Annotated in this window: 25 protein-coding genes; 12 read left to right on the top strand and 13 right to left on the bottom strand. The window is 35.0% G+C overall.

Features of this window, described 5'->3' with window-relative positions; translation table 11 throughout:
- Positions 1–2: 2 nt before the first annotated feature.
- The 7 genes from REB14_RS09105 to REB14_RS09135 form a co-directional block, all read right to left on the bottom strand.
- On the bottom strand, positions 3–1,106 hold the full coding sequence (locus tag REB14_RS09105) for a serine hydrolase domain-containing protein (RefSeq protein ID WP_309522016.1): 1,104 nt from the start codon (positions 1,104–1,106) through the stop codon (positions 3–5).
- Positions 1,107–1,213: 107 nt separating this feature from the next.
- Positions 1,214–1,945 carry a class I SAM-dependent methyltransferase gene (locus REB14_RS09110; protein ID WP_309522017.1) on the bottom strand — a complete coding sequence of 244 codons (732 nt, stop codon included), beginning with the start codon at positions 1,943–1,945 and terminating at the stop codon, positions 1,214–1,216.
- Between the two features lie 88 nt (positions 1,946–2,033).
- Entirely contained in the window at positions 2,034–2,234 is a 201-nt protein-coding gene (locus tag REB14_RS09115; protein WP_202971504.1) for a YqaE/Pmp3 family membrane protein, read from the bottom strand.
- 27 nt (positions 2,235–2,261) lie between these two features.
- Complete coding sequence (locus REB14_RS09120; RefSeq protein WP_079242975.1) at positions 2,262–2,645, bottom strand: tetratricopeptide repeat protein; 384 nt, start codon at positions 2,643–2,645, stop codon at positions 2,262–2,264.
- A 51-nt stretch (positions 2,646–2,696) separates the two neighbouring features.
- On the bottom strand, positions 2,697–3,116 hold the full coding sequence (locus REB14_RS09125; protein ID WP_309522018.1) for a DUF1801 domain-containing protein: 420 nt from the start codon (positions 3,114–3,116) through the stop codon (positions 2,697–2,699).
- 94 nt (positions 3,117–3,210) lie between these two features.
- Positions 3,211–3,627 carry a hypothetical protein gene (locus tag REB14_RS09130; RefSeq protein WP_309522019.1) on the bottom strand — a complete coding sequence of 139 codons (417 nt, stop codon included), beginning with the start codon at positions 3,625–3,627 and terminating at the stop codon, positions 3,211–3,213.
- A gap of 13 nt (positions 3,628–3,640) precedes the next feature.
- Positions 3,641–5,659, bottom strand: coding sequence for a M3 family metallopeptidase (locus REB14_RS09135; protein ID WP_079242972.1), 2,019 nt, complete (start codon positions 5,657–5,659; stop codon positions 3,641–3,643).
- A gap of 213 nt (positions 5,660–5,872) precedes the next feature.
- On the opposite strand from REB14_RS09135, the gene REB14_RS09140 reads away from it, so the two are divergent.
- From REB14_RS09140 to rimM, 5 genes are all read left to right on the top strand, one after another.
- Positions 5,873–6,403, top strand: a complete 531-nt coding sequence (locus REB14_RS09140; RefSeq protein ID WP_079242971.1) for an SRPBCC family protein — start codon at positions 5,873–5,875, stop codon at positions 6,401–6,403.
- 147 nt (positions 6,404–6,550) lie between these two features.
- Positions 6,551–7,000, top strand: coding sequence for a hypothetical protein (locus REB14_RS09145; RefSeq protein WP_034698989.1), 450 nt, complete (start codon positions 6,551–6,553; stop codon positions 6,998–7,000).
- 105 nt (positions 7,001–7,105) lie between these two features.
- The gene (locus REB14_RS09150) at positions 7,106–7,618 is read left to right on the top strand and encodes a nitroreductase family protein (RefSeq protein ID WP_079242970.1); all 513 of its coding nucleotides are present in this window, start codon (positions 7,106–7,108) and stop codon (positions 7,616–7,618) included.
- Positions 7,619–7,818: 200 nt separating this feature from the next.
- Positions 7,819–8,385 carry a 30S ribosomal protein S16 gene (locus REB14_RS09155; RefSeq protein WP_079242969.1) on the top strand — a complete coding sequence of 189 codons (567 nt, stop codon included), beginning with the start codon at positions 7,819–7,821 and terminating at the stop codon, positions 8,383–8,385.
- Between the two features lie 14 nt (positions 8,386–8,399).
- On the top strand, positions 8,400–8,942 hold the full coding sequence (rimM, locus tag REB14_RS09160; RefSeq protein WP_079242968.1) for a ribosome maturation factor RimM: 543 nt from the start codon (positions 8,400–8,402) through the stop codon (positions 8,940–8,942).
- 48 nt (positions 8,943–8,990) lie between these two features.
- Here the strand turns inward: rimM and REB14_RS09165 are convergent, their stop codons facing one another.
- The 6 genes from REB14_RS09165 to REB14_RS09190 all read right to left on the bottom strand — a co-directional run bounded on the left by REB14_RS09165 (position 8,991) and on the right by REB14_RS09190 (position 14,512).
- The gene (locus tag REB14_RS09165) at positions 8,991–9,827 is read right to left on the bottom strand and encodes a serine hydrolase domain-containing protein (RefSeq protein WP_309522020.1); all 837 of its coding nucleotides are present in this window, start codon (positions 9,825–9,827) and stop codon (positions 8,991–8,993) included.
- 31 nt (positions 9,828–9,858) lie between these two features.
- Positions 9,859–10,644, bottom strand: coding sequence for a hypothetical protein (locus REB14_RS09170; protein ID WP_309522021.1), 786 nt, complete (start codon positions 10,642–10,644; stop codon positions 9,859–9,861).
- A gap of 94 nt (positions 10,645–10,738) precedes the next feature.
- Positions 10,739–11,653, bottom strand: coding sequence for a helix-turn-helix domain-containing protein (locus REB14_RS09175; RefSeq protein ID WP_309522022.1), 915 nt, complete (start codon positions 11,651–11,653; stop codon positions 10,739–10,741).
- 166 nt (positions 11,654–11,819) lie between these two features.
- The gene (locus REB14_RS09180; RefSeq protein ID WP_309522023.1) at positions 11,820–12,659 is read right to left on the bottom strand and encodes an SDR family NAD(P)-dependent oxidoreductase; all 840 of its coding nucleotides are present in this window, start codon (positions 12,657–12,659) and stop codon (positions 11,820–11,822) included.
- A 120-nt stretch (positions 12,660–12,779) separates the two neighbouring features.
- On the bottom strand, positions 12,780–13,586 hold the full coding sequence (locus REB14_RS09185) for a helix-turn-helix transcriptional regulator (protein WP_079242964.1): 807 nt from the start codon (positions 13,584–13,586) through the stop codon (positions 12,780–12,782).
- A complete protein-coding gene (locus tag REB14_RS09190) occupies positions 13,583–14,512 on the bottom strand; it encodes a helix-turn-helix domain-containing protein (protein WP_309522024.1) in 930 nt (309 codons plus the stop codon). The genes REB14_RS09185 and REB14_RS09190 overlap by 4 nt, the downstream gene beginning before the upstream one ends.
- Before the next feature lie 105 nt (positions 14,513–14,617).
- Between REB14_RS09190 and REB14_RS09195 the strand changes: the two genes are divergently transcribed.
- The 7 genes from REB14_RS09195 to rpoN all read left to right on the top strand — a co-directional run bounded on the left by REB14_RS09195 (position 14,618) and on the right by rpoN (position 23,177).
- Positions 14,618–15,256 (top strand): hypothetical protein, encoded by a 639-nt coding sequence (locus REB14_RS09195; RefSeq protein WP_309522025.1) that lies wholly within the window; start codon positions 14,618–14,620, stop codon positions 15,254–15,256.
- Complete coding sequence (locus REB14_RS09200; protein ID WP_079242961.1) at positions 15,253–15,717, top strand: hypothetical protein; 465 nt, start codon at positions 15,253–15,255, stop codon at positions 15,715–15,717. Before REB14_RS09195 ends, REB14_RS09200 begins: the two co-directional genes overlap by 4 nt.
- Before the next feature lie 18 nt (positions 15,718–15,735).
- Positions 15,736–16,809, top strand: coding sequence for a fatty acid desaturase family protein (locus REB14_RS09205; protein ID WP_158521386.1), 1,074 nt, complete (start codon positions 15,736–15,738; stop codon positions 16,807–16,809).
- Positions 16,810–16,816: 7 nt separating this feature from the next.
- Positions 16,817–17,458, top strand: a complete 642-nt coding sequence (locus tag REB14_RS09210; RefSeq protein ID WP_309522026.1) for a hypothetical protein — start codon at positions 16,817–16,819, stop codon at positions 17,456–17,458.
- A gap of 156 nt (positions 17,459–17,614) precedes the next feature.
- On the top strand, positions 17,615–19,357 hold the full coding sequence (locus tag REB14_RS09215) for a helix-turn-helix domain-containing protein (protein ID WP_079242958.1): 1,743 nt from the start codon (positions 17,615–17,617) through the stop codon (positions 19,355–19,357).
- A gap of 748 nt (positions 19,358–20,105) precedes the next feature.
- A complete protein-coding gene (gene asnS / locus REB14_RS09220; protein ID WP_309522027.1) occupies positions 20,106–21,554 on the top strand; it encodes an asparagine--tRNA ligase in 1,449 nt (482 codons plus the stop codon).
- Positions 21,555–21,713: 159 nt separating this feature from the next.
- Positions 21,714–23,177, top strand: coding sequence for an RNA polymerase factor sigma-54 (rpoN, locus tag REB14_RS09225; protein WP_079242956.1), 1,464 nt, complete (start codon positions 21,714–21,716; stop codon positions 23,175–23,177).
- Positions 23,178–23,282: the final 105 nt, after the last annotated feature.

Genomic DNA, 23,282 nt, shown 5'->3' on the forward strand with positions numbered 1-23,282 from the left:
AATCAGGGTTTTTTTGATGAGTTTTTGACTTCTTGTAAAGTAGCTTTTGCCATATTTTTGGTTACCTCAGTAGGAGAGTGGCAGTCACAGTTGCTGAGCCCAACCACATAAATATCTTCAGCAGGAATGTAAACTCCCATACTTTTAAATCCGAAGACGCTTCCTCCATGCTCACGGTCAGGAATTCCATTGATATCTTTCAAATGCCATCCGTAGCCATAAGTAAATTCTTCACCATTATTCAGTTTATATTTCTGAAAGGCTTTTTGAGTTTCTTTTAAATCCAATATTAAATTTTGATTTAAAGCCTGCTGCCATTTCAGCATATCACCTGCTGTAGACATCAGTGATCCGGAAGAAAATGGAACACTGAAACTGATGACGGTTTTATTCACAAACCCTTGTTCTTTTTTGTGATAGCCGTAAGCTCTTTGAGGAATTACTTTTCTGTCGGAAGCATAATAAGAATGGATCATTCCTGCTTTATCAAAGATATTTTTCTTAATAAAGTCTTCATATGAACTTCCTGAAACGAGCTCGATAATATATCCCAAAACGACATATCCGGAATTGTTGTAATCAAATTTTTCTCCAGGTGCGAAATCTAAAGGTTCGTTTTTGAAAAAATTCACCATTTCTTCCGGTTTCATTTCTTTTTGGGCAATGGAAGAGATTGACTTCATTTTCGTAAAGTCCTTTATTCCTGAAGTATGGGTCAGAAGATGATGAAGGGTGATCTTATCTCCGTTAGGGTAATCTTTGATGTATTTGGAAACAGGATCAGTGACACTAAGTTTTCCTTGTTGCTCAAGCAGCAGAATAGCCACGGCAGTAAACTGTTTGGTCATTGAACCAATTTGGAATACATTGTCTGGAATCATATCAACGTTGAGTTCAAGATTGGCTTTCCCAAATGCTTTTCGATACAGATTTTTTCCGTTTCGGGTAATCAGGAAAACTCCGCCGGGCTCATTTTTATTCCCGAATTCAGTCTGGATAATGCTGTCAATTTTCTTTTCATATCCTTTTGATAATGTCTGCGCATTAATTGTGTGGGTTACAAATGAAAGCAGAACAAGTGGGGTTATCAGTTTTTTAATAATCATATTTATGTATTGTGTTATACAAAGATATGATTTATTTTAATTACTATGCTATACAATATAGTAGGATGTGTTTTATTTTTAAAATATTAAAATTGATTTTCTAAAAATTATTTCAATACAGAGATTAATAACATCATAGGTCTGCGGAGTTCTTCTTTCATTTCCGGAATTTCTTTCAACATTTCCTGACTTGGCTCCGGCTCGATAATTTCTTTGAGGGTGAAGCCGTGTTGTAATAAAATATTCAAATAGGAAGTTAAAGTACGGTGATATTTAATGAGATTTTCCCCGAGGAAAGTAGTATTTCTTTTTCCTTCAATAAAATAGCGGTCTACCGGCCAGTTGATTTTTTCACCATTTTTATCATATACCCAATCCTGGCTACCTTCCGCAGTGAAAACAGGATGCTCTATTGAAAATACAAATGATCCGCCAGGAATAAGCCATTTATAAATATGCTGCGCAATGGTATCGAATGATTCTACATAATGTAACGTGAGTGAACTGAGTATTAGATCAAATTTTTCGGCAGGACAATCCACTTCTTCCAGAGCTTTTCTTTCATAGTGAATTCCTTTAATATTATTAATTTCCAGAGCTTTAGACAGCATTCTTTCTGAAAGATCAATTCCAATCACTGATTTTGCTCCGTTTTCTATGGCAAAGCGACAATGCCATCCAAAGCCACATCCAAGATCCAGTATATTTTTTCCTTGAAAATCTGGCAGCATATTTTTCAAAGTATGCCATTCTCCAGCTCCTTCCAATCCGATCTGAGAACGGAGCATTTTTTCATACTGGTCAAAAAATGACGGATGGTCGTATTTATTTTCTTTCATAACTTGCAATTTTTCGGTTACTTAAAAGGAACTAGAGTATTCAAATAAGGTTCTTAACTTATGGAACTTTCAATTGCAGATCATGTTTCTAGCGTTTATTTTCCCGCATTGCTTTAATGAGTTTATCATTTCGTTTTTCAGCTCTTTCATTATTTAAAGAAAGTACAGCCCAGATAGCAGCAGGAAGCCATCCGATCAGAGTGATCTGTAAAATAAGACAAATAATTCCGGTGAAGACTTTTCCACGGACCATGAAAGATAAGAAGGGAAGTAAGATGGCTAATAACATGATTTTTCGTTTTTAATTAATTTGATTTTAACGGGATTGAGGATCGAAATACGCTTTAAAAGTGAGAGGGTCTTCCGTTTTATCATCCGCTTCTTCAAGATATTCAAGATACTCTTCCTGATGTTTCTCCATATAAACCAGCACAATGGCGAGGTTTACAAAAAGATTTTTGTCTTTAGAACCCAAATTTAATGCCGTTTTTAAATACTCCAGTGCTGTTTCATTTTCTCCCATATCCGAGTAAATAGCACCAATATTGATTAAAGCTGCTGTATTTGTTGGCTCAATCAATAAAATCTCATCTAATTCTTTCACCAACAGATCGTTTAAAGTATCCCAATGGTCTTCATTTTCCCATCTTTTAGCCTGAAGTTTTTTTACGTTTTCTAATCTTGTTGTTATTGTACTCATTATTTAGAATTACAGAATGGATGTTTACTTATAAGGTGCAAATTTAGCTTTTTACTCTTTAAGTCCATCCAGTATGGCCGCTTTCAGGATTTCAATGTTGATATCTTTCAATGCTTTGAACTTAATACAATATCCCGTTACACTGGCTTTACCCATCTTCTCACCGTAAGTTTCTGAAAGGTAAGTTTTATCACTGATATTCATAATATAGATGGAAATGCCTGCTGTATTGGCGCTCATCCCAATCTGATAAAAATCCCTGGTTTTTCCATCGGCATATTGTAATGTATACAGTCCATATCCGATATTGGGATTGGAAACGGTTTTATTTTCACCGTTTTTACCATTCAGAAACCACAGCTGGCATTCCGGCATGAGTTCGAGAATAATGTTGTGAAGTTCCTGCATATCATTACGCTTCAGTTCCGGCTGGCTGTTGATATAGTCCTGGATTTGTTCTTGGATGGTCATGGATCAGTTAATGGGTTTTTGAGGTTAACAAGCGACTAATTTAAAACAAAAAAGAACAGCAATCACTGTTCTTTTATATTGTATTTTCCTGATTTTATTGAATCAGTTCTTTTATTGTTTTCTCTGTTTTCATCAGGTCTCCTTGTGGAATCTGATGATGAAGATAAGTAAAAAGCAAATTGGTGACCCAGCTGTTTTCAATCTGATGAATGTAGTAAGAACATATCAAACCAAAATCATCGGAAATATAAGCCGGAAGATCTGAAGAACCGGTACTTCTGAACGTGGAAACAAAAATCTCCTTTCGGATACCACTTATCTGGTCTTCCGTTTCCTCATCAAAAGGTTTTTCTTCAATCAGCTGATAAGCTTTCATCCATTCATCTGAAAACTCTGCAGAATCTCTGTTGTCAAGAATTTCATCAATCTTTTCCAAAGTAATATTGTCAAGAGCTGCTTTTAAAGATTGATTAAAAACTGCTTCCAGTATGTTAATTTTTTCTGTCGTCATCTCAACCTGTATTCTATCCAAATGCTCTTTTCAGTAAACTTTCCACTTTCGGTTCACTGCCTCTGAAATTTTTGTAAAGCTCCATCGGATCTTTTGTTCCCCCTGAAGAAAGCAGTACTTTATATTTGGCTGCAATCTCAGGATTGAAGATTCCGTTTTCTTTGAAATACTGGAATGCATCGGCATCCAGAACCTCGGCCCATTTGTAAGAATAATATCCTGCAGAATATCCTCCCTGGAAAATATGTGAGAAACTTGGACTCATTGCCGTTTCAGCGTTGGAAGGGTAAAGAGTCGTTGCTTTGGTATATTTATCTTCAAACTCTTTTACACTTTCTTTCTCTAATTCTTCAACTTTCGTATGATAGTTCATATCCAGAAGCCCGAAGCCTAGCTGTCTTAAAGTCTGATATCCTTCCATAAAGTTTTTAGACTGCTCAATCTTTTCAATTTTTTCGTCAGGAAGTACTTCTCCGGTTTTATAATGTTTTGCAAACGTTTTTAAAAATTCAGGTTCATAGCAGAAGTTTTCCAGAAACTGTGACGGAAGTTCCACAAAGTCCCATTTCACAGAAGTTCCGGAAAGAGTAGGGTATTGAGTATCTGCCATCATTCCGTGAAGCGCATGTCCGAACTCGTGGAATAAAGTAGTCACTTCCTGGAAAGTCAATAAGCTAGGTGTATCTTTGGTAGGTTTGCTGAAATTGCAGACAATGGAAATATGCGGACGGGAATTCTCACCGTTTTGTTTGTACTGATTTTTGTAGCTGGTCATCCATGCACCGGCTCTTTTTCCTTTTCTTGGAAAATAATCAACGTATAAAAGAGATTTGTAAGTCCCGTTCTCTTTTACTTCATATACTTTTACATCCTCGTGGTATTTCGGAATGTCATTTCTTTCTTCAAACTTCAGCCCGAAAAGTTCTCCAGCCAGCCCGAATACAGCATCCTGTACCTGGTGTAATGGAAAATAAGGTTTTAATTCTTCATCATTAAGATCGAATTTCGCCTTACGTAGTTTTTCAGCATAGAATGCGTGGTCATAACCTTGCATGTCTTCAATTCCGTCAGCTTTAGCTAAAGCTTTTAATTCTTCAATCTCTTTATCTGCGTAAGGTTTTGCTTTTGTCAGAAGTTCATTTAAAAAATCTAGAACTTTTACTGGAGACTTAGCCATTCTCTCTTCCAGAACAAAATCTGCATAGTTTTTATATCCGATGAGTTCAGCTTTCTGTTGTTTAAGAGTAAGCAATTCTTTAATCAGATTCTGGTTGTCATATTCTCCGCCGTCAAAAGATTTTTTACCATTGGCTAAAGCGAGTTCCTTTCTCAGTTCACGGTTTTCGGCATAGGTCATAAACGGAATATAGCTTGGATACTGTAACGTCACTACCCAGCCTTCAAGGTTTCTTTCTTTTGCTTCTTCCGCATATTGATCAATGATTGCTTCAGGAATTCCTGCAAGATCTTCTTTATGGGTGATATGTTTAAAATAAGCATTGGTAGATGCCAGTACATTTTGTCCGAACTTTAAAGACTTTAAAGAAAGATCCATGCTGATTTTCTTTAATTTTTCTTTGTCTTCATCATTCAATAAAGCACCACTTCTTACAAAACCTTTGTAGGTTTCATTCAAAAGCATTTCCTGCTCTTCGTTGAGATTATATTTTTCCTTTTCATCATATACTTTTTTGATTTTGTTAAAAAGGGCTTCGTTTTGAGAAATTTTTGAAGAATATTCTGTTAAAATTGGAGAAACTTCCTGAGCAATCTGCTGGATTTCGTCGCTGGTTTCTGCAGAATTTAAATTGAAAAAAATATTGGAAACCACATCCAGTTGCTCTCCGGAATACGCCAAAGCTTCAATTACATTTTCGAAAGTAGGAGCTTCAGTATTGTTGACAATCGCATCAATTTCTGCTTCAGATTTTTGTATCAATTCTTTAAATGCAGGAAGATAATCTTCATTTTTAATACTGTTGAACGGAGCCGAATGATATGGTGTATTAAATTTTTCTGTTAAAATATTCATTTTTTGATCTTTTTATATAAGGTAAATTTAATGATTCATAGGGAATCACAGCTGAAATCCTCAAAAATAATGCCTTACTGGCAAGTTATGACAAAAATACCTTATCTTTAATTAATCTTGTCATATGGAAAGAAGGAGTGATGTGGGAATATTTAATTTTGAGAACAGATTTAAAAGTCATCATTAAAATAAATAACCTTAAATATATAGACTATGAAAACACTCTTAAAAATTATCGGTATCATCATTGTACTGATTCTTATCTATGCTGTTATTGCCGTACTGGCTTTCAGTAAAGATTATCACTATGAAAAATCAATCGTTATCAATGCACCACAGGAAAAAGTATGGGCCTATACAGGTAATCTAAAAGGGTATAACCAATGGGATCCTTTTTCCAAAGCTGATAAAAACATTGTCATTACTTATTCAGGGAACGGCGATAAAGTAGGAGATTCTTATCACTGGAAGGGTGATAAAAATGTAGGAGAAGGTGAACAATCCATTACTGAACTGGTTGCAAACCAGAAAATGGCTACGAAACTCCACTTTATAGAACCTTTTGAAGGAGATATGAAAGCTAATTTTATTATGATTCCTGAAGGAAGCGGAACGAAAGTGACATGGATGATCGATAATGAGCTTACTCCTATGATGAAGATTATGAAGCCGATGATGAATAGCAATATGGATAAGATGTTCAGTCAGGGGCTGGGCGATCTGAAAAAGCTTGCTGAAAAATAATAAAAAAGCCTTGTAAATTTTACAGGGCTTTTTTATGAGAACCTATTATTCGAATAAATCATATTTCCCTTTATTTTGTTAACGTTTTTGTATAAAGTCAGAGAAATATTATTCTAAAATATTATCTTTATATAAAGAATAGATTGTATGGAGAAGATTGTATTTGAAAAAAGTGATATCAGAGACTTTGTGAAAACTACCATAACAGAGAAAATTGAAAAGCTTAAAAACTTTATTGAATTTACCCTGGAAGCCAGCCGTGACATCAAAAAAACTCCTAAATATGACAGTATGAGAGAAGAAATGCAGGAGGAAATTTATCAGATGCAGCGACAGCTTGGTGCTCTGAATGATCTTAAAAGAAATATGGCAAAAGTCCTGAATACGGCTACAGAAAGAGTACAGCTTGGTTCACTGGTCATTACCAATAAGGCAAGGTTTTATATTTCTGTGTCACTGGGAGAGTTCTTTTTTGAGGGAGACAGGTTCTACGCCATCTCTCCGGAAAGTCCCATGGCTAAAAAGATGATGGGTATGAAATCCGGAGATGAATTTACCTTAAACAAAATCCATCAGAAGGTTATTGAGGTTTTGTAAAAGTAAAAAGTAATGTTGATAAGCTTTCGGGATCTTTATCACTCGTTACAGATTAAACTTCCTTCATTCTGCTTCCTGCTTCCATCTTTTTCGTAATTTTGTTACATGAATAATGCATCCATTTTAAAAGAAATTATAGAGCAAAGAAGAAGTATTTTCCCAAAAGATTATACAGAAGCAGAAATATCTCAGGAAGTTTTGGAGGAGATTGTAAACTCTGCCACGTTTGCTCCCAATCATAAACGGACTAAACCTTGGCGTTTCAAAATATTCAAAGGAGAAGAAAAAGCACAGCTTGCATCAGAAATGCAGGCTATCTATAAAACGGTTACTCCAGAACAGCTTTTCTTGGAAAAAAAATACAACGATATTGGTTTTAAAATCAATAAAGCAGATGTTGTAGTTTCTATTGTAGTCAATTTCAGCGGAATGGTTCCTGAGTGGGAAGAAATAGCGGCGACTTCAATGGCGGTTCAGAATATGTATCTTACCTGTACCGCAAATAATATAGGATGTTACTGGAGTTCTCCCAAAATTGTGGACGAGCTGAAAGACTCTCTGATCATTGAGGAAAACCAGAAATGTCTGGGACTTTTCTATATGGGAAATTTGGAATAAATAGCCCTGATGGAGCGGTTTGTTTGAGCTCTTTTTCTTTGTAGAAGAAAAAAGCGAGTAGCGAGAGCAGGTTCCCGGCTTCTGAAAAAAAAATGAATTTTATAAAACTTTCTACTTGGAGCTTTTTACTTCAAACTTTTTTACTATCTTTGCACTCTTAAATATTTAACTGGGACGAGTTCCCGTAAAATTCAAACATTATGTCAGTAAAAATCAGATTACAAAGACACGGTAAAAAAGGAAAACCTTTTTTCCACATCGTGGTTGCAGATTCTAGATCTAGAAGAGATGGTAGATTCATCGAAAAACTAGGAACTTACAACCCAATTACTAACCCGGCAACTATCGAATTGAACGTTGATTCTGCTGTACAGTGGTTAAACAACGGTGCTCAGCCTACTGATACTGCTAGAGCTATTCTATCTTACAAAGGTGCTCTTTACAAAAAACACTTACAAGGTGGTGTAGCTAAAGGTGCTTTTGACGAAGCTGAAGCTGAAAAAAGATTCAATGCTTGGGTAGAAGCTAAAGATTCTAAAGTACAAGGTAAAGTAGATGGTTTAGCAACTGCTAAAGCTGATGCTAAGAAAGCTGCTTTAGAGGCTGAAGTAAAAGTAAACGAAGCTAGAGTTGCTGCTGCTGCACAAGCTGAAGCTGATGCTAAAGCTGCTGAAGAAGCTGCAAACGCACCTGCTGAAGAAGTTGTTGCTGAAGCTACAGAAGGAGAAGCTCCTGCTGCTGAAACTGAAGAAAACACTGAAGCTTAAGAACAAACCCTGTTATGCGTAAAGAAGATTGCTATTTTTTAGGAAAAATCACACGCAGACATGGACTTGCGGGTAACGTGATCCTTAAATTGGATACCGATCAACCCGAGCTTTACAATAAATTGGAATCAATATTCGTTGAAATCAACGGATTATTGGTTCCATTTTTTATTGAAAAATCATCATGGAGCAAACTGGATGCTCTGAATCTTGCATTCAAAAACTCTTCTGAGGCTATGGTAGATCAGGTGTTGGGTAAAAGTGTTTACCTTCCACTTGCTTCACTGCCTAAGCTTTCAGGAAAACAATTCTATTACCACGAAATCATCGGATTTGAAATTTTTGACCAGAATGATAACAACTGTGGAGTAATCAGATCCGTAAATGATCAGACTGCACAGGTATATTTCATTACCAATCTGGATGGAAAAGAAGTGGTTATTCCTATGATCAAAGACTGGATTCTTGCAGTTGACAGGGAAGAAAGAACAATCAAAATGGAACTTCCTGAAGGTCTTATTGATGTGTTTCTGATTCCTTCGAAAAAAGACGAATAGTTTTGCAATAAGCAATTCTTTTCACTTTTCCACATTACTCATTACTGATTATTCATTACTCATATTCAAGGCTGGTAAAAGATAGTCCTGTACTATTTTTTCAGATTGCTGGTGGGCATAAGGTTTGTTGTAAGCTTGTGCGGTAATCACGATCACAACAGGTATTTCCGTAAAAATAATAATTTTATTTCCCCCATTTCCACTGGATTGGAATGCTTCATAATTTTTGTTTCCAACAGTGTAAACCTTTCTCCAGAATAAATATCCATATCCTTCAAAATCAGGATTGTCTGTAAAATAATTGGTGAAAGATTTCTTAATCCATTCCTTACTCAATAAGGTTTTTCCATTCCAGATCCCGTTATTTTGATACAATTGCCCGAATTTTGCAAAATCAAGTGCTTTCATACGAAGACCTCCCGCCAGTGAAGGCTTTTGCTGGGGTGTAAACTGCCATTTGTAGTTTGTAATTCCAAGAGGTTGAAACAACTTTTTATCTGCATAATTCTTTAATCCGTGTGGAACACTTTTATCCAGAATATCTCCGGATAATACTACTCCTGCGGTGAAATAATTCCAGTTTTTGGCAATGGGATTCTCTGCCATCGGTAGATTCAGGGTAAACTTCACCCAGTTTTCAGTGGGGTACATATTTTCTTCATTTCCGGGAGATTCATAATCCTCATCATTCCCGTTAAATCCTGAACTCATTGTCAGTAAACTTTTGATGGTGACATTATCTTTTTGAGAAGAATAATTTTTAAAAAGCTTCAGGTCATAAAACTCACTCAGTTTCTGGTTTTCATTTTTTAGATATCCTTCTTTGATGGCCATCCCCGTTAAAGCCGAAGAAAAAGATTTTCCTACCGATCGTGTGTCCTGCAACGAGTCTCTTCCAGACCCGTTGAAATACTCTTCAAGAAGTAATTTCCCCCCCCTTTATACCGACAATTCCGGTGATATTTTTAAACCTGTTTTCTGCAATTTTCTTATTCAGGGTTCTGATGGTTTCAGTATTGATTTTTTCCTGTGACACCTTCCATCCGCTATTGGGCTGAATAGGTTGGATGGCGATTTGCTGCTCCGTAATATTTTGAGCAGGAACTGTAAGATTGATTTGTCCTTCTGCAATGACTGATCCCGTTTTGATTGTAGCAGTATTGAGATAAGGTCTGATTTCAATTTTTAAAATATGATTTCCTGCTGTCAGTGCATCAATTCCGTTATGAGCCATATAAAAACGCATCCATAAATACCTTCCCCAGGAATCTTCATTTTTACTGCTGATAAGAGGAATTTGTAATGTGGTTTTTACTTTTTTATGGTCCGGAGTTCCTGCACCAGTATTAAGATTTTCTTTATAGATAAGCTTTCCATCTACGTAAAATGAGAATTGATAATTTCCTTTTTTTAGCAATTCATCCACAGACCAGCTGGGTTCTAGCTGATGAAGATAATTGACCAGAGAGTTATCAAAGAAAGCATGAATTCTGAGATCTTCATTCTCCTGCAATACTGTAGAGGGAACAATATCGGAATCTTTCAGGTTTTCCGTGGCAATGTTTTGGGTAAGAAAAACAATTTTCCCGGTATACTTTTTTTGATTGGGATGCTCTGTTTTTTCAGCATTGATTATATCTTTACTTTGTCCCTGATAGAAATAAACTGTAAAAATAAAGATCAATAATAGAATAGGTTTCATTTTAAAGAAGTATTTAAACAAAAATACAGAACTTCCTCATCACAAAATAGAATGAAATTAACATTTCTATTGTAGTATTGATCTTCTAAGAAATCTAATTGAATAGCTTTCTGAATTCTCCCGGAGACTGATTGGTCTTCTGTTTGAAGAGTTTACTGAAAGACTGTGGATGCTCGAATCCTAATTCATAAGCAATTTCACTTACAGATAAACTTGTGGTGCTTAAACGTTCTTTGGCAGATTCAATTAATTTATTCTGAATGTGCTGTTGTGTATTTTGCTGGGTGTGAAGACGTAAAAGTGTTCCCAGATAATTAGGTGAAATATTCATCTGTTCGGCAATACACTTCACTGATGGAATCCCGTTTTCAAGGAGATTTCCACTTTCGAAATATTGAGAAAGAATGTCTTCGAATTTGTACAATAATTCGTGACTTGATTTTTTTCTGGTGAAAAACTGTCTTTCATAAAAACGGTCAGAGTAAACCAGTAATAATTCAATCTGAGCAATGATCAGATCCTGCGTGAATCTATCAGTATTGGCCTGATATTCCCGTTCAATATTTTTAAAAATATCAATAAGAATTTTCTCTTCCTTATCAGAAAGAAAAAGGGCTTCTTTCACCTGATAACTAAAGAAATCATATGATTTTATTTTTCTGGTTAATGAAGTATTCCACAGAAAATCAGGATGAATCAACAATAAAAATCCGGTAGGTTCTACTTCTACATCCGGATTTATTTCAAGGCTTAAATATTGTTGCGGCGAAACAAAACACAGTACTCCAGAATCGAAATCGTATTGTTGCTGTCCATAATTGAACTTTGGGCTTACATTCTTTTTCAGACCAATGGAATAAAAATTCTGAATCCATTTCAGTTCTTCGTGGTCTACAATATAGCGGACTTTACTGTAATCTACCAAACTGATCAGTGGATGCTCAGGATTTTGGAGGCTACAGAAAGCATGAAAATCTGAAATAGAATTAAAACGAACGGGCTGTTTCATAGAACGAAGTTAGTTGTTTTTGTAAAAAGTATAAAGCCTGGTTTTATAAGTCTTCGGCTCCGCTTTGACTGACTTTTGTGAAACTTTATATTTAATTCATCTGTATAAATTGAAATATCAAGTATTAGGAATGTCAGTCAGAGCGGAGTCGAAGGATATTAGCAGATTAAATTGCTGTAGAAACAGTAAGGCTTTCCCATTTCTCAGCGTCTTTCTTTAAAATATCAATTTTGTTATTCAGGAATTCCACTGTTCCTACCCCTAATAATAAATGTACCGGAGGATTTTTTTCTTTACTGATCTGGATCAGAACATCCGCTGCTTTTTCAGGATCATTGGGTTGGTTTCCATTGATTTCGTTAAGGTGAGCCTGTTCCGAATTTCTTGCAGCTTCATAAGCCTGAATAGGATTTGCAGGTGTTTTCACCGAATCTTTGGTTAAGAAATCTGTACGGAAATATCCGGGATAAACAATCGTAGCATGAACTCCGAAGTCTTTTACTTCCTCAGCCAGAGCTTCCGTAAATCCGGCAACGGCAAATTTTGTAGAGCAATAGATTCCCCAGCCCGGAAAATTAGCAGAATATCCACCAACAGAAGAAATATTGAAGATGTTTCCTGATCTTTGTTCACGAAGGTAAGGCATTGCATTTCTGATCACATTCAATGTTCCGAAAACATTCACAGCATAATTTTCTCTTGCTTCTTCATCTGTCAGTTCTTCCAGTGTTCCGATTTGTCCATATCCTGCATTGTTGACCACTACATCAATTCGTCCGAAATGCTTAACTGTTTTTTCAATAGAAGATTTGATGTCATCATTGTCTGTGATGTTGACACTGAGCGGGAGGAAGTTTTCTGAAGTTTCTCCGATGGAGGAGATCAGGGATTCAACGGTACGGCTTGTAGCAGCAACCTGAAATCCTTCGGATAGTAATTTTTTTACCAACTCGAATCCTAAGCCTTTTGAAGCTCCTGTCACGAACCATACTTTTTTTGTTTCCATTTTTAAATATTTTTTTGTTTAAATGATGGTACAAAGATGGAAACTTACGAAAAGGTAAATGTAGCCGAATCGGGGAATGATGTATCCAAATCGTGAATGGTGATTTTATTCGGAATGATTTCAATGAGTTTTCAAAAGATTCCTGTATTTCAAAGGAGTGATGCCCATATTTTCTTTAAAACATCTGATAAAATGACTTTGATCTGAAAAACCGCATTCTAATGCAATGTCCGTTAAAGAATGGGGTAAGGTAAGAAGCTCAAGAGATTTATTGAGTTTTAATTTTCTGAGATATTCACCCAGGTTACAATGGAAATATTTGTGAAAATCCCTGCTGAGATGAATAGGATGGATGTTCAGGATTTTGGAAAGTTCTGTTAGATTAAGGCTTTCTGTAAAGCTTTCATGCAGAATTTCATTAATCTGGCCTACCCATAAAGGTTTTCTTTCTGTGCTTTCTTTTTGATGGGTCAACTGACCGAAAAGATTTAGTAATAGTTGATTAAAAGCCAGTTCAAATGAAATATCATCACCTTTGGTTTCTTTGAACATCTGATAAACCAATAGTTTTAAAGCCGGATTTTTTATGTTAAAACTGCCTTCCACTTTATTTTTCTGAATATCAAACCGGTTAAACCAGCTTTGCGAAAGCTCAATATGAAAGCCTCTTGTGAAAATATCCGGTTTAATATTATAATGCGGATCTTCCCAATGATGATACAATAATGTTCCGGCAGAGCAGCCATAGACTTCCTTTCTGTTTCCTTCCGTCATATTCCCCTGAAGAAGAAAAGTGAAATAAGCATTTTCATGATAATGCCAGTCTACATAAGGATGAGTATACTCCGTATCGGTGATGGTCAATCCATCTAAATTGACTCTTTGATTGGTATCTCCAAAATATTCGCCGTTACGAAGCGTATTCATAATAAATTCTGTTTTAATCGGTCAATCTGTTCATACATTTTATTAAAAAACATTTTCCTTTCTCTGTTCCCGGATTCATTCAGTGATCTGGAGTTTTTGATCTGATGCTCAAAATAGCTCAAAGAATCTTCACATGTTATTTTATCGTTGGTCATCATATATCCGAACATGCTGAAAGGTACAAAAAAGGAACATTGTTCTTCGTTTTTGAATAGAATAGCGTTGTTTAAAATGACTAAATCATTCACATAGATTTGGAAATTACTTTTTTCCAGTGTTTTGATTTCAAGTCCTTCCAGCAATTTTCTCAGATCCTCCAGAATAAGATCCACATCATTCTTTTTTAACAATCCCATTTCATAGTAAAATGAAATTTGTCTCAATGCACTCATAATGGTGGTGTCATTCCATATTTCCGTTACATTTTGTTTATCATAAAGATCTTTAAGCATTTCATTTTTTACAGAATGGTATTCCATCGTAAACTCATGAAATGGACTTAAAAACTTATCCTGGTTCAATAAATTCATCCAGACATAAAATTTGAAACGGGACAGCACTGAATCTGAAATCGTATAAAAAAACGGGATGTCTTTTGCTGAATAAAATACTTTAGAATTGGTAATATTCTGAAAAACATTCAAAATCTTTAAAGAGTTCTCGAAGTAGTTGAGAAGATCTTCGGTAGTTTTTACAGGCTGTGTTCTCTTGACTACCAATTGATTTTCTGTTCCCAAAAACTGATCCAGTGAGATCTGATAGTATTTGGCAAGCTCCAGAGCTTCCTCAAAACTGAACTTAGCTTTCATAGAAGTTCTTCTGTGAGCCGCATCATAGCTGATATTAAGAATGTTGGCGATCTCATCATTTAAAGATTTTTCACCGATTTTTCTTCGGATTTCCTTGAGGAGAGCTTCCTGGTGCATAGTTTTGTGATTTTCACAAATGTAGTATTTTTTTTAATTTTTTTTCACATTCGGAACTAAGCCTTTCGCTGATAATTTTGAACTGTAATTTTAAAATAACGAATTATGAAAACACGAATTTTATTAATAGCAGTTCTTTTAATCAACTGTCTGGTTTATGCATCAGACAGGCTAAAAGCAGATTCTTTGAAACCAAGACTGATTGCAGCTTCACCTTCAAAGACTGCCAAAAATGTCAACGGAATTTTATTTAAATATTTTGACGAAGAAGAACATTTTAAGCCTAAAAAAGTAAATGGCTTAGGTATGGGATTCAATTTTGTAGGGATTTTTCTTCCACCATTGATGCTTTTCACTTTACAGCCACCCGGAAACCATGATTATGCCATTGTTCCCCGTGAAAAGATGAATACCATTAATGGTTTGCAGTTGTCAATCATCAACATGGAACCCACAGTTACCAATGGTTTGGAAATCAATATTTCAAGCAATGTCAGCACTTATGCAGTGACCAACGGAATGTCTGTTTCTCCATTTTTTAACCTGCATCATGAGATGAAAGGTATTTCTGTAGCACCATTAGCCAATATCGGGCAGAAATGCAGAGGAATACAGATCGGTTTGTACAATCAATGTAAAGATTTCAGAGGAATCCAGATTGGTGGATGGAATGAGAATGGAAGAAGGAAACTTCCTTTGATCAACTGGAATTTTAAAAAACAAAAAGTAAATAAGGAGTTATGAAAAAATTTGTTGCAATCACCGCAGTATTTCTTTGTGGCTTTCTGAAAGCCCAGTTTGAAGAAATCAAAGAAAAAAAATGGCTGGCTATTCTTGTCAGTACCAGAATTGAAGGAACTTCAATGGATAACAAAGCATTTTGGTCAATAGGAACAAAACTGACTGATGGGGATAAAAATTACTACAGCTTAAGAGGTCACTTTAACTGGTGGGACGAAAGAAGATTGTTGGTTATTCCTGAGTTTGATTATTTCAGAAAAGTTGTTTCGTTTCAGGATGGTGCCGGAGTATCCTCTTTATATGCGGGCGCAGGAGTTTCACCTTATGCGGTTTCACCCAAAGCAGGAATCAATTTCTACCATTTCTTTTGTGCAGAATTCGGGTACAACTTTGAATATAACACGTATAAGCCGTTCCCGATTAAAGGATTTCGCTACGGTATAGGAATTAACCTTGTTTTTTAAATGACTAACATAATGATTATGAAACCAAAAATCAGATTTAAAAAAGCAACCTCTCCTTTCTATTCGGAATTGCGTGAAGAGGTGAATATATTGCTTACAGATGAAGTGACTAAAAAGGCAGGAAGACTGATGATCATAAAATTCCTGTTTTATTCTCTTACCTTTTTGCTTTTGTATGTCAATCTTTTCAATCCTTATATATCAGATAAGAACTGGCTGGTAACTTTGAATTATATTGCTTTAGGGCTTACCGGAATATTGTTGGCTTTTAATTGTGCTCATGATTGTGTGCACAACACATTCTCAAAGTATAAAAAACTCAACCGGATTATTTATTATATCACATTTAACCTGCAGGGCGTAAATGCAAGATTGTGGAGGAAAAGACACATTGCCTCTCATCATGTGTTTCCTAATGTGGATGGCTGTGATGCTGATATCGATGATAATATTTTTTTGCGTCTGTCTGTACATCATCCCAAAAGAAGAATTCATGCCTATCAACATTTATATGCTACTGTGCTGTATTGTTTTTACACCTTGCATTGGATTATGATCAAAGATTTTATTTATGTAAGGAAAAAAGACCTGGCTAATCTCAGAAATCAGAAACATTCTATCCTATCTGTAACAGAAGTTATCCTGCTAAAATTAGCTTACTTCGGTTATATGTTGATACTGCCAGCGCTTTTTACAGATTTTTCGGTCATGACAATTTTCATCTCTTTTATTATCATGCATGTGACGATTTCATTATTTTTTGTTTTGACTCTGATTATTTCTCACCTGAGTCTTGAAACCGATTTCCCCCAAGCAGATGAAAATGGATATCTACCTTATGATTATTATGAACATCAGCTAGCAGTTTCATTGGATTATCATCCAACCAACAGTTTCGCCAACTGGATTTTCGGAGGGTTCAATTCCCATGCGGCACATCATCTTTTTCCAGGTCTGCCACACACAGTTTATACTATTATTACTCCTGCAATCAAAAGAGCAGCTGCAAGAAATAATTTTCCATACCATGAGAAAGGTATTGTGGATGCTGTAGCTTCACACTATCAATACCTGAAACAATTAAGTAAATAATCAAACCATGAAAAATTATAAATTAATAGTATTTTTATTCCTGTTTTCAGTACGTGTTTTTTCACAAATTACCACGAATGGTACTGTGAATATCCAAACAGAAGAACCTTTTGATTATAAAAAATTTTATACCTGTGATTTCGGAGAAGGAAATGTTTTGATCGTTATTAAGAAAGGAAAAGAATTTACAGATCTTACAGATTTAAGAAAATCTGGGAAAGGTTTTGCCATTAAGATGGAAGCTATATACAGTATGGAATTTGCAGATGGTCAGAGATATGAATCAAGTGTGGTGAAAACTATTACACAGGATAGTATTTCGATCACGAATTTTTTCAATGAGAATGCTGCGAAGCTTGCAGGAAAGCCTTTTAAGTTGATTACTTATCCTCTGTCATCTTTAAAATATATTCGTTTTATTAATGATCGGATGTTGTCTCTGTACAATAAAAAAAATATTCAGAAGGATTTTAATCTTATTGTAAAGAAAATGGATCAGGCTATAATGTGTCCTGCAGTTCTTCAGTTTAAAGACAGAAACGGTGAAATGAAGGTATGTCATTTTTATCTGACCTCTCAAGGATATGATCTTCTTTATGAGAGCAATGGAAGAGTATACTATCTGGAAGGTAAAGTAGAGTGGAAATGATATTCGAAAAGAGTATAATCTTTAGTATGTATTCACTTTTTGTTGAATTATTATTATAAATTTTAATGAAAATATGGATGAATACATGGAAAAAAAGCAAAAGGAGTGGTGAATCTACTGAAGAAAAATAATATTTTTGTAATATAGCTAGGATGAATGATGAAAATAAAATCTTTACTACTGTTTTTAATTATAGGGGTTGTGTTTTATCATGCACAAACTCTGAATGTTGAAAAAAAAACTCTGGAACAACGTACCTATGAGGAATTGGAAAAGGAATTCTATGGCAATCATACGGATGAGGAAAACAGTAAAAGTATAGCCAGTTATTATCTTAAAAAGGCAAAAGCTGAAAAAAACACCACTCATATTGCTGAAGGATATGTTATGCTTCATTTTGATGAAGACTTACCCAACGCATTAAAATACTTAGACAGCTTACAGTATATCACAAAAAATTCCAAAGAAAACACCTATCCGGCGAGAATTTATTTGCTAAGAGGAAATTTATATTCTAAGAATGATAATCTTCAATCTGCATTTAATAATTATATCCTGGGACTGAAATTTGCAAAAGAAAAGGGAAATAAGAGGCAGATTGCTATGGCCCATATTAGTATTGCCTACCTGAACAATTATATCGGAAAACATGCAGAGACAGCAAAAGTACTGAGACACTATGCTTATGATGCAGATTATATGAATGAAGATGAGAAAAATTCTCTCAAACTGAATCTGGCGGATGCTTACATAGAGATCAATAAAATGGATTCTGCTTATGTATTGATAAAGGACGGGTTGCTGGATTCTAAAAAAAATAAAGATGTTTACCGATATCATCAGAATCTTGGGCTGCTTGGATATTATAATCTGCATTCCAGAAATTATCAGAAAGCGATCGATGGCTTATTGGAATGCGAAAAATATTTCTTTACAAAAAATAATGGCAGTAAAAGAAATCATAATTATACGCTTTTGTATTTAGGAAAATCCTATGCCGGAATTCAGGAAAAAGAAAAAGCAGTAGGCTTTTTCAGGAAGATAGATTCTCTGGTTCTTAAAACCAACTATATCTATCCTGAGCTGAGAGATGTATATACCTATCTTATTGATTATTATAAAGAAAACGGTGATAAGGAAAAACAACTGTATTATGTAGACCGTTTTTTAAAAGTAGATCAGGTTTTGGATATGCAGTTCAGATATATTTCCAGAGAGCTTCCGAGAAGATATGATACTCCGGAACTTCAACAGGAAAAAGAAAGTATTACCAATGAGCTTACCAAAAGAAAAAGTCTTTTCTATATTGTCTTAAGTCTTTTATTGATATCACATCTGCTGTTTATCAACGTTTACTTTAAATATAAGAAATCTGAAAAGAACTATAAGAAGATTGCTCAGGATCTTATTCAATCTGTTAATGAAAATAAAGGAGAAAAAAACAGAGATCAGGAAATTAAAAATGAAATTTTAGCAGCACCTGTTCAAACAATCAGTACAGAAAATGTTGAGGACAAAACATCCAGAACTATTTCTGAAGATATTGCCCAGAATATTTTAAAAGAACTAGAAATATTTGAAAACAATGATCAGTTTTTGAATAAAGGAATTACATTGGGAAGTCTTGCCAAAAAAATAAAAACAAACTCAAAATATCTGTCAGAAATTATCAATACTTATAAAGGGAAAAACTTTGCAACCTATCTTAATGATCTTCGTATTGATTATGCCATCAGCAGATTGGCCAATGACAAAAAATTCAGGTCTTATAAAATCACTTTTATCGCCGAAGAATTAGGATATAATAATGAGCAGGCCTTCACTTTAGCCTTTAAAAAACGAACCGGAACACCACTTTCTATCTACTTGAAAGAAATTGAAAACATGTCTTTAGATTAAGTTTAATTCATTGGTTTTCATTTGTTTATTGTTTATAGATTCATGTTTTTAGGTATATAAATTTATGAATCTATAAAGCATTCCCTTGTATCATTCTTCCACTTCCTGCATCTTTGCTTCAGGTAAAAACACAACCATTTATTTTGTATGTGCACAATACAAGATATCAGTTCCAAACTGTTGATCATTAAAAAAATCAAGTCAGGAATTGTATCATAAAAACTAATAATGAAGAAGAGGATAAAAACTAATAACCAAGAAAACTAAAATGTAAATCATGAAGTAATTGTTCAGAATTTAGAGATGTAAAGTGTAGTGATCATTTAAAAATCATTAAACAGTAAATCCGGTTAATCCGCCACACAGTTTAAAAGTATAGTATAGTCTAAAAATGGATGTATAACCCGGTAATTTACCACGAACTTATCACTTAAAAACTAATAACCATTTCAATAAAACTAATTCCATGAAAACTCAAAGTAAAATAATATTTTATTCTTTTTAAAAGTGATAGTGTAAGTGTTCATTCCGGGGATATTCCGGATATTATTGAAGTTCAGGACAATATTGAGTGGAAATGTAACCTTAAAATGCAGAAGAGTTGGCAGAAGAAAAAAGGTGAATTTCCTGAACTGAAAGTTTAAATACCTGTTAAATGATTTTTAAAGACAGCGCAATCATCAAGTTGCGCTGTTTTTTTGTAACTTTGCAGACATTAATTTTTATATAAAAAATTTATCATCAACAAATGAAAAAGCAAACGATCAAAGAAATCCTAAAGGATTACAAGAAAGTATTACATCATGACATTACAGTTTACGGATGGGTAAGATCCTTCCGTGCTAATCGCTTTATTGCGCTTAATGATGGTTCTACGATTAATAATTTGCAGATAGTTGTTGATTTCGAAAATTTTGATGAAGCTATTCTTAAGAATATCAGTACAGCTTCTTCCCTGAAAGTAGTAGGAGAAGTGGTGGAAAGCCAGGGAGCAGGACAATCTGTGGAAATTATCGCTAAAAAGATCATTATTTTAGGAGATAACTTTACAGAAGAACTTCAGAGTACAATTCTTCAGCCTAAAAAACATAGTCTTGAGAAACTTCGTGAGCAGGCTCACTTAAGATTCAGAACGAACCTTTTCGGAGCGGTGTTCAGAGTACGTCACGCAGTAAGTTTTGCCGTTCATTCATTCTTCAACCAGAATCAGTTTTTCTATATCAACACTCCGGTTATTACAGGGGCAGATGCGGAAGGAGCAGGTGAAATGTTTGGCGTAACAAACTTTGATCTGAACAATATGCCGAAAACGGAAGACGGTGAAATTGATTTTGCACAGGATTTCTTCGGTAAAAAAACAAACCTTACCGTTTCAGGACAGCTGGAAGGAGAAACTGCAGCGATGGGATTGGGAAGAATTTATACATTCGGACCTACTTTCCGTGCTGAAAATTCTAACACGACAAGACACCTTGCCGAGTTCTGGATGATTGAACCGGAAGTGGCATTCAACAACCTTGAAGATAATATCGACCTTGCGGAAGATTTCTTAAAATATGTGATCCAGTACGTATTGGATAATTGTAAAGATGATCTTGAGTTCTTAGACAACCGTTTTGCGGAAGAACAAAAGACAAAACCAGAAAAAGAAAGAGCAAAAGAAGGTCTTATCGAAAAACTTCAGAATGTTATCGCTAAGCGTTTTAAGCGTGTAAGCTATACAGAAGCTATCGAAATCTTACTGAACTCTAAAGAAAATAAAAAAGGGAAATTTGCTTACCCGGTTGAAAAATGGGGAACTGACCTTCAGTCTGAGCACGAAAGATACCTTGTTGAAAAACATTTTGAAAGCCCGGTAGTATTATTTGACTACCCGAAAGAAATCAAAGCTTTCTATATGAAACTGAACGATGACAACAAAACCGTAGCAGCTATGGATGTTCTTTTCCCTGGTATCGGTGAGATCATCGGTGGATCAGAGAGAGAAGCAAGATTAGATGTTTTAAAACAGAAAATGGAAGATATGCACGTAGATGAGCACGAACTTTGGTGGTATCTTGATACCAGAAAATTCGGTTCCGTGCCGCATGCAGGCTTTGGTTTAGGACTTGAAAGACTAGTTCTTTTCGTAACAGGAATGACGAATATCAGAGATGTAATTCCTTTCCCTAGAACACCGAAAAGCGCTGAATTCTAGAACAATAAAAAAAGCCTTAATCACAAGTTAAGGCTTTTTTTATTATTTAATAGTTTATTATATTAGGGTAAGTAATGCAAAAATCATGCTAAATGTGTTTTTTATCAAATAAATTTATTAAATTCGTAGAATATGTTATGTTAAAACGCAAATAAGAATATGCTTAAACAACACTTACAACTCAAATTAGGACAGAAGCTGGCCCCTCAGCAGATCCAGTTGATGAAGCTTATTCAACTTCATACTCTTGAATTTGAAGAGGAACTGGAGAGAGAGTTAGAAGAAAACCCGGCTTTGGAAATTGCAAAAGAGGATTCTAAGGAAGACGAATATTCTTCCCTTGAAGATGCTTATCAGGATGAGGGTACAGAAAGCATTGAAACAGATTTCGACGTCAATGAATATATTTATGACGATGAACCAAGCTATAAAACCGCATCCAGCAACTACTCTCCGGATGATGAAGAATTTGATAACGAGAGTCTTTTAACGGAAGGCCAGTCCCTATATGATTATCTTACAGAACAGATTCACCTGGTGAATATTGGTGATGAAGATCTGAAGATTGCAGAATACCTGATCGGGAATTTAGATACAGACGGATATCTGAGAAGAGAGATCAAATCTATTGTTGATGATCTTGCTTTCTCACAGGGAATTTATACTACTAAAGAAAGAGTGGAGGATATCCTTGAAAATTATGTTCAGAAACTAGATCCGCCCGGAGTAGGAGCAAGAGGTCTGCAGGAATGCCTTTTATTACAGATTGAAAAGAAAGTAAGCTCAGATAAAGCTGTTTCTTTGGCTGCCAATATCTTAAGACATCAGTTTGAAGCTTTAACCAATAAGCATTATAACAAGATCATTCAGAAATATGATATTGAAGAAGACGATCTGAAAGATGCTCTGGATGAAATATCAAAACTTTCTCCTAAAGTAGGAGGAAACTTTGATACGCAGACAATTACGATTAATCAGGAGATTATTCCGGACTTTGTTATTCAGGTGAAAGACGGGCAGGTAATTCCTATGCTGAACAGCAAGAATGCCCCTACACTAAGAGTTTCTGAAGAGTATAAAGATATTCTGACCACATATTCCCATGATAAAAACTCATCGGAACACAAGCAGGCTGCTTTATTTATCAAGCAAAAACTGGATGCTGCAAAATGGTATATTGATGCCATTAATCAGCGTCAGAATACCTTATTACAGACGATTACAGCCATTGTAAAGTTCCAGAAGGATTATTTTATTACCGGTGACGAAAAGTCTCTGAAACCAATGATTCTGAAGGATGTTGCAGATATTACAGGTTTTGATATCTCTACCATTTCAAGGGTGGTAAAAAGTAAGTATGCAGATACACCTAATGGGATTGTATACCTTAAAGATCTGTTCTCAGACAGCTTAACGAATGATGATGGAGAAGAAGTTTCTACCAAGGAGATCAAAACCCATCTTCAGGAAGTGATCAGCAAAGAAAATAAGAGAAAACCACTTACAGATGATGCATTAGTAGTCATTCTGAAAGAACAGGGCTATAATATTGCCAGAAGAACGATTGCTAAATATCGTGAACAACTCAATATTCCTGTCGCGAGGTTAAGAAAAGAACTTTAACAATATAAAAAAGCATTTCAATTTGGAATGCTTTTTTTATTATTGAACATGTTTAGATTTTCATCCATATTGTAACATAAAGATCTTCTGTAACTTATTTCAGTA

The sequence above is a fragment of the Chryseobacterium metallicongregator genome (assembly GCF_031324065.1).
GTDB lineage: Bacteria > Bacteroidota > Bacteroidia > Flavobacteriales > Weeksellaceae > Chryseobacterium > Chryseobacterium metallicongregator.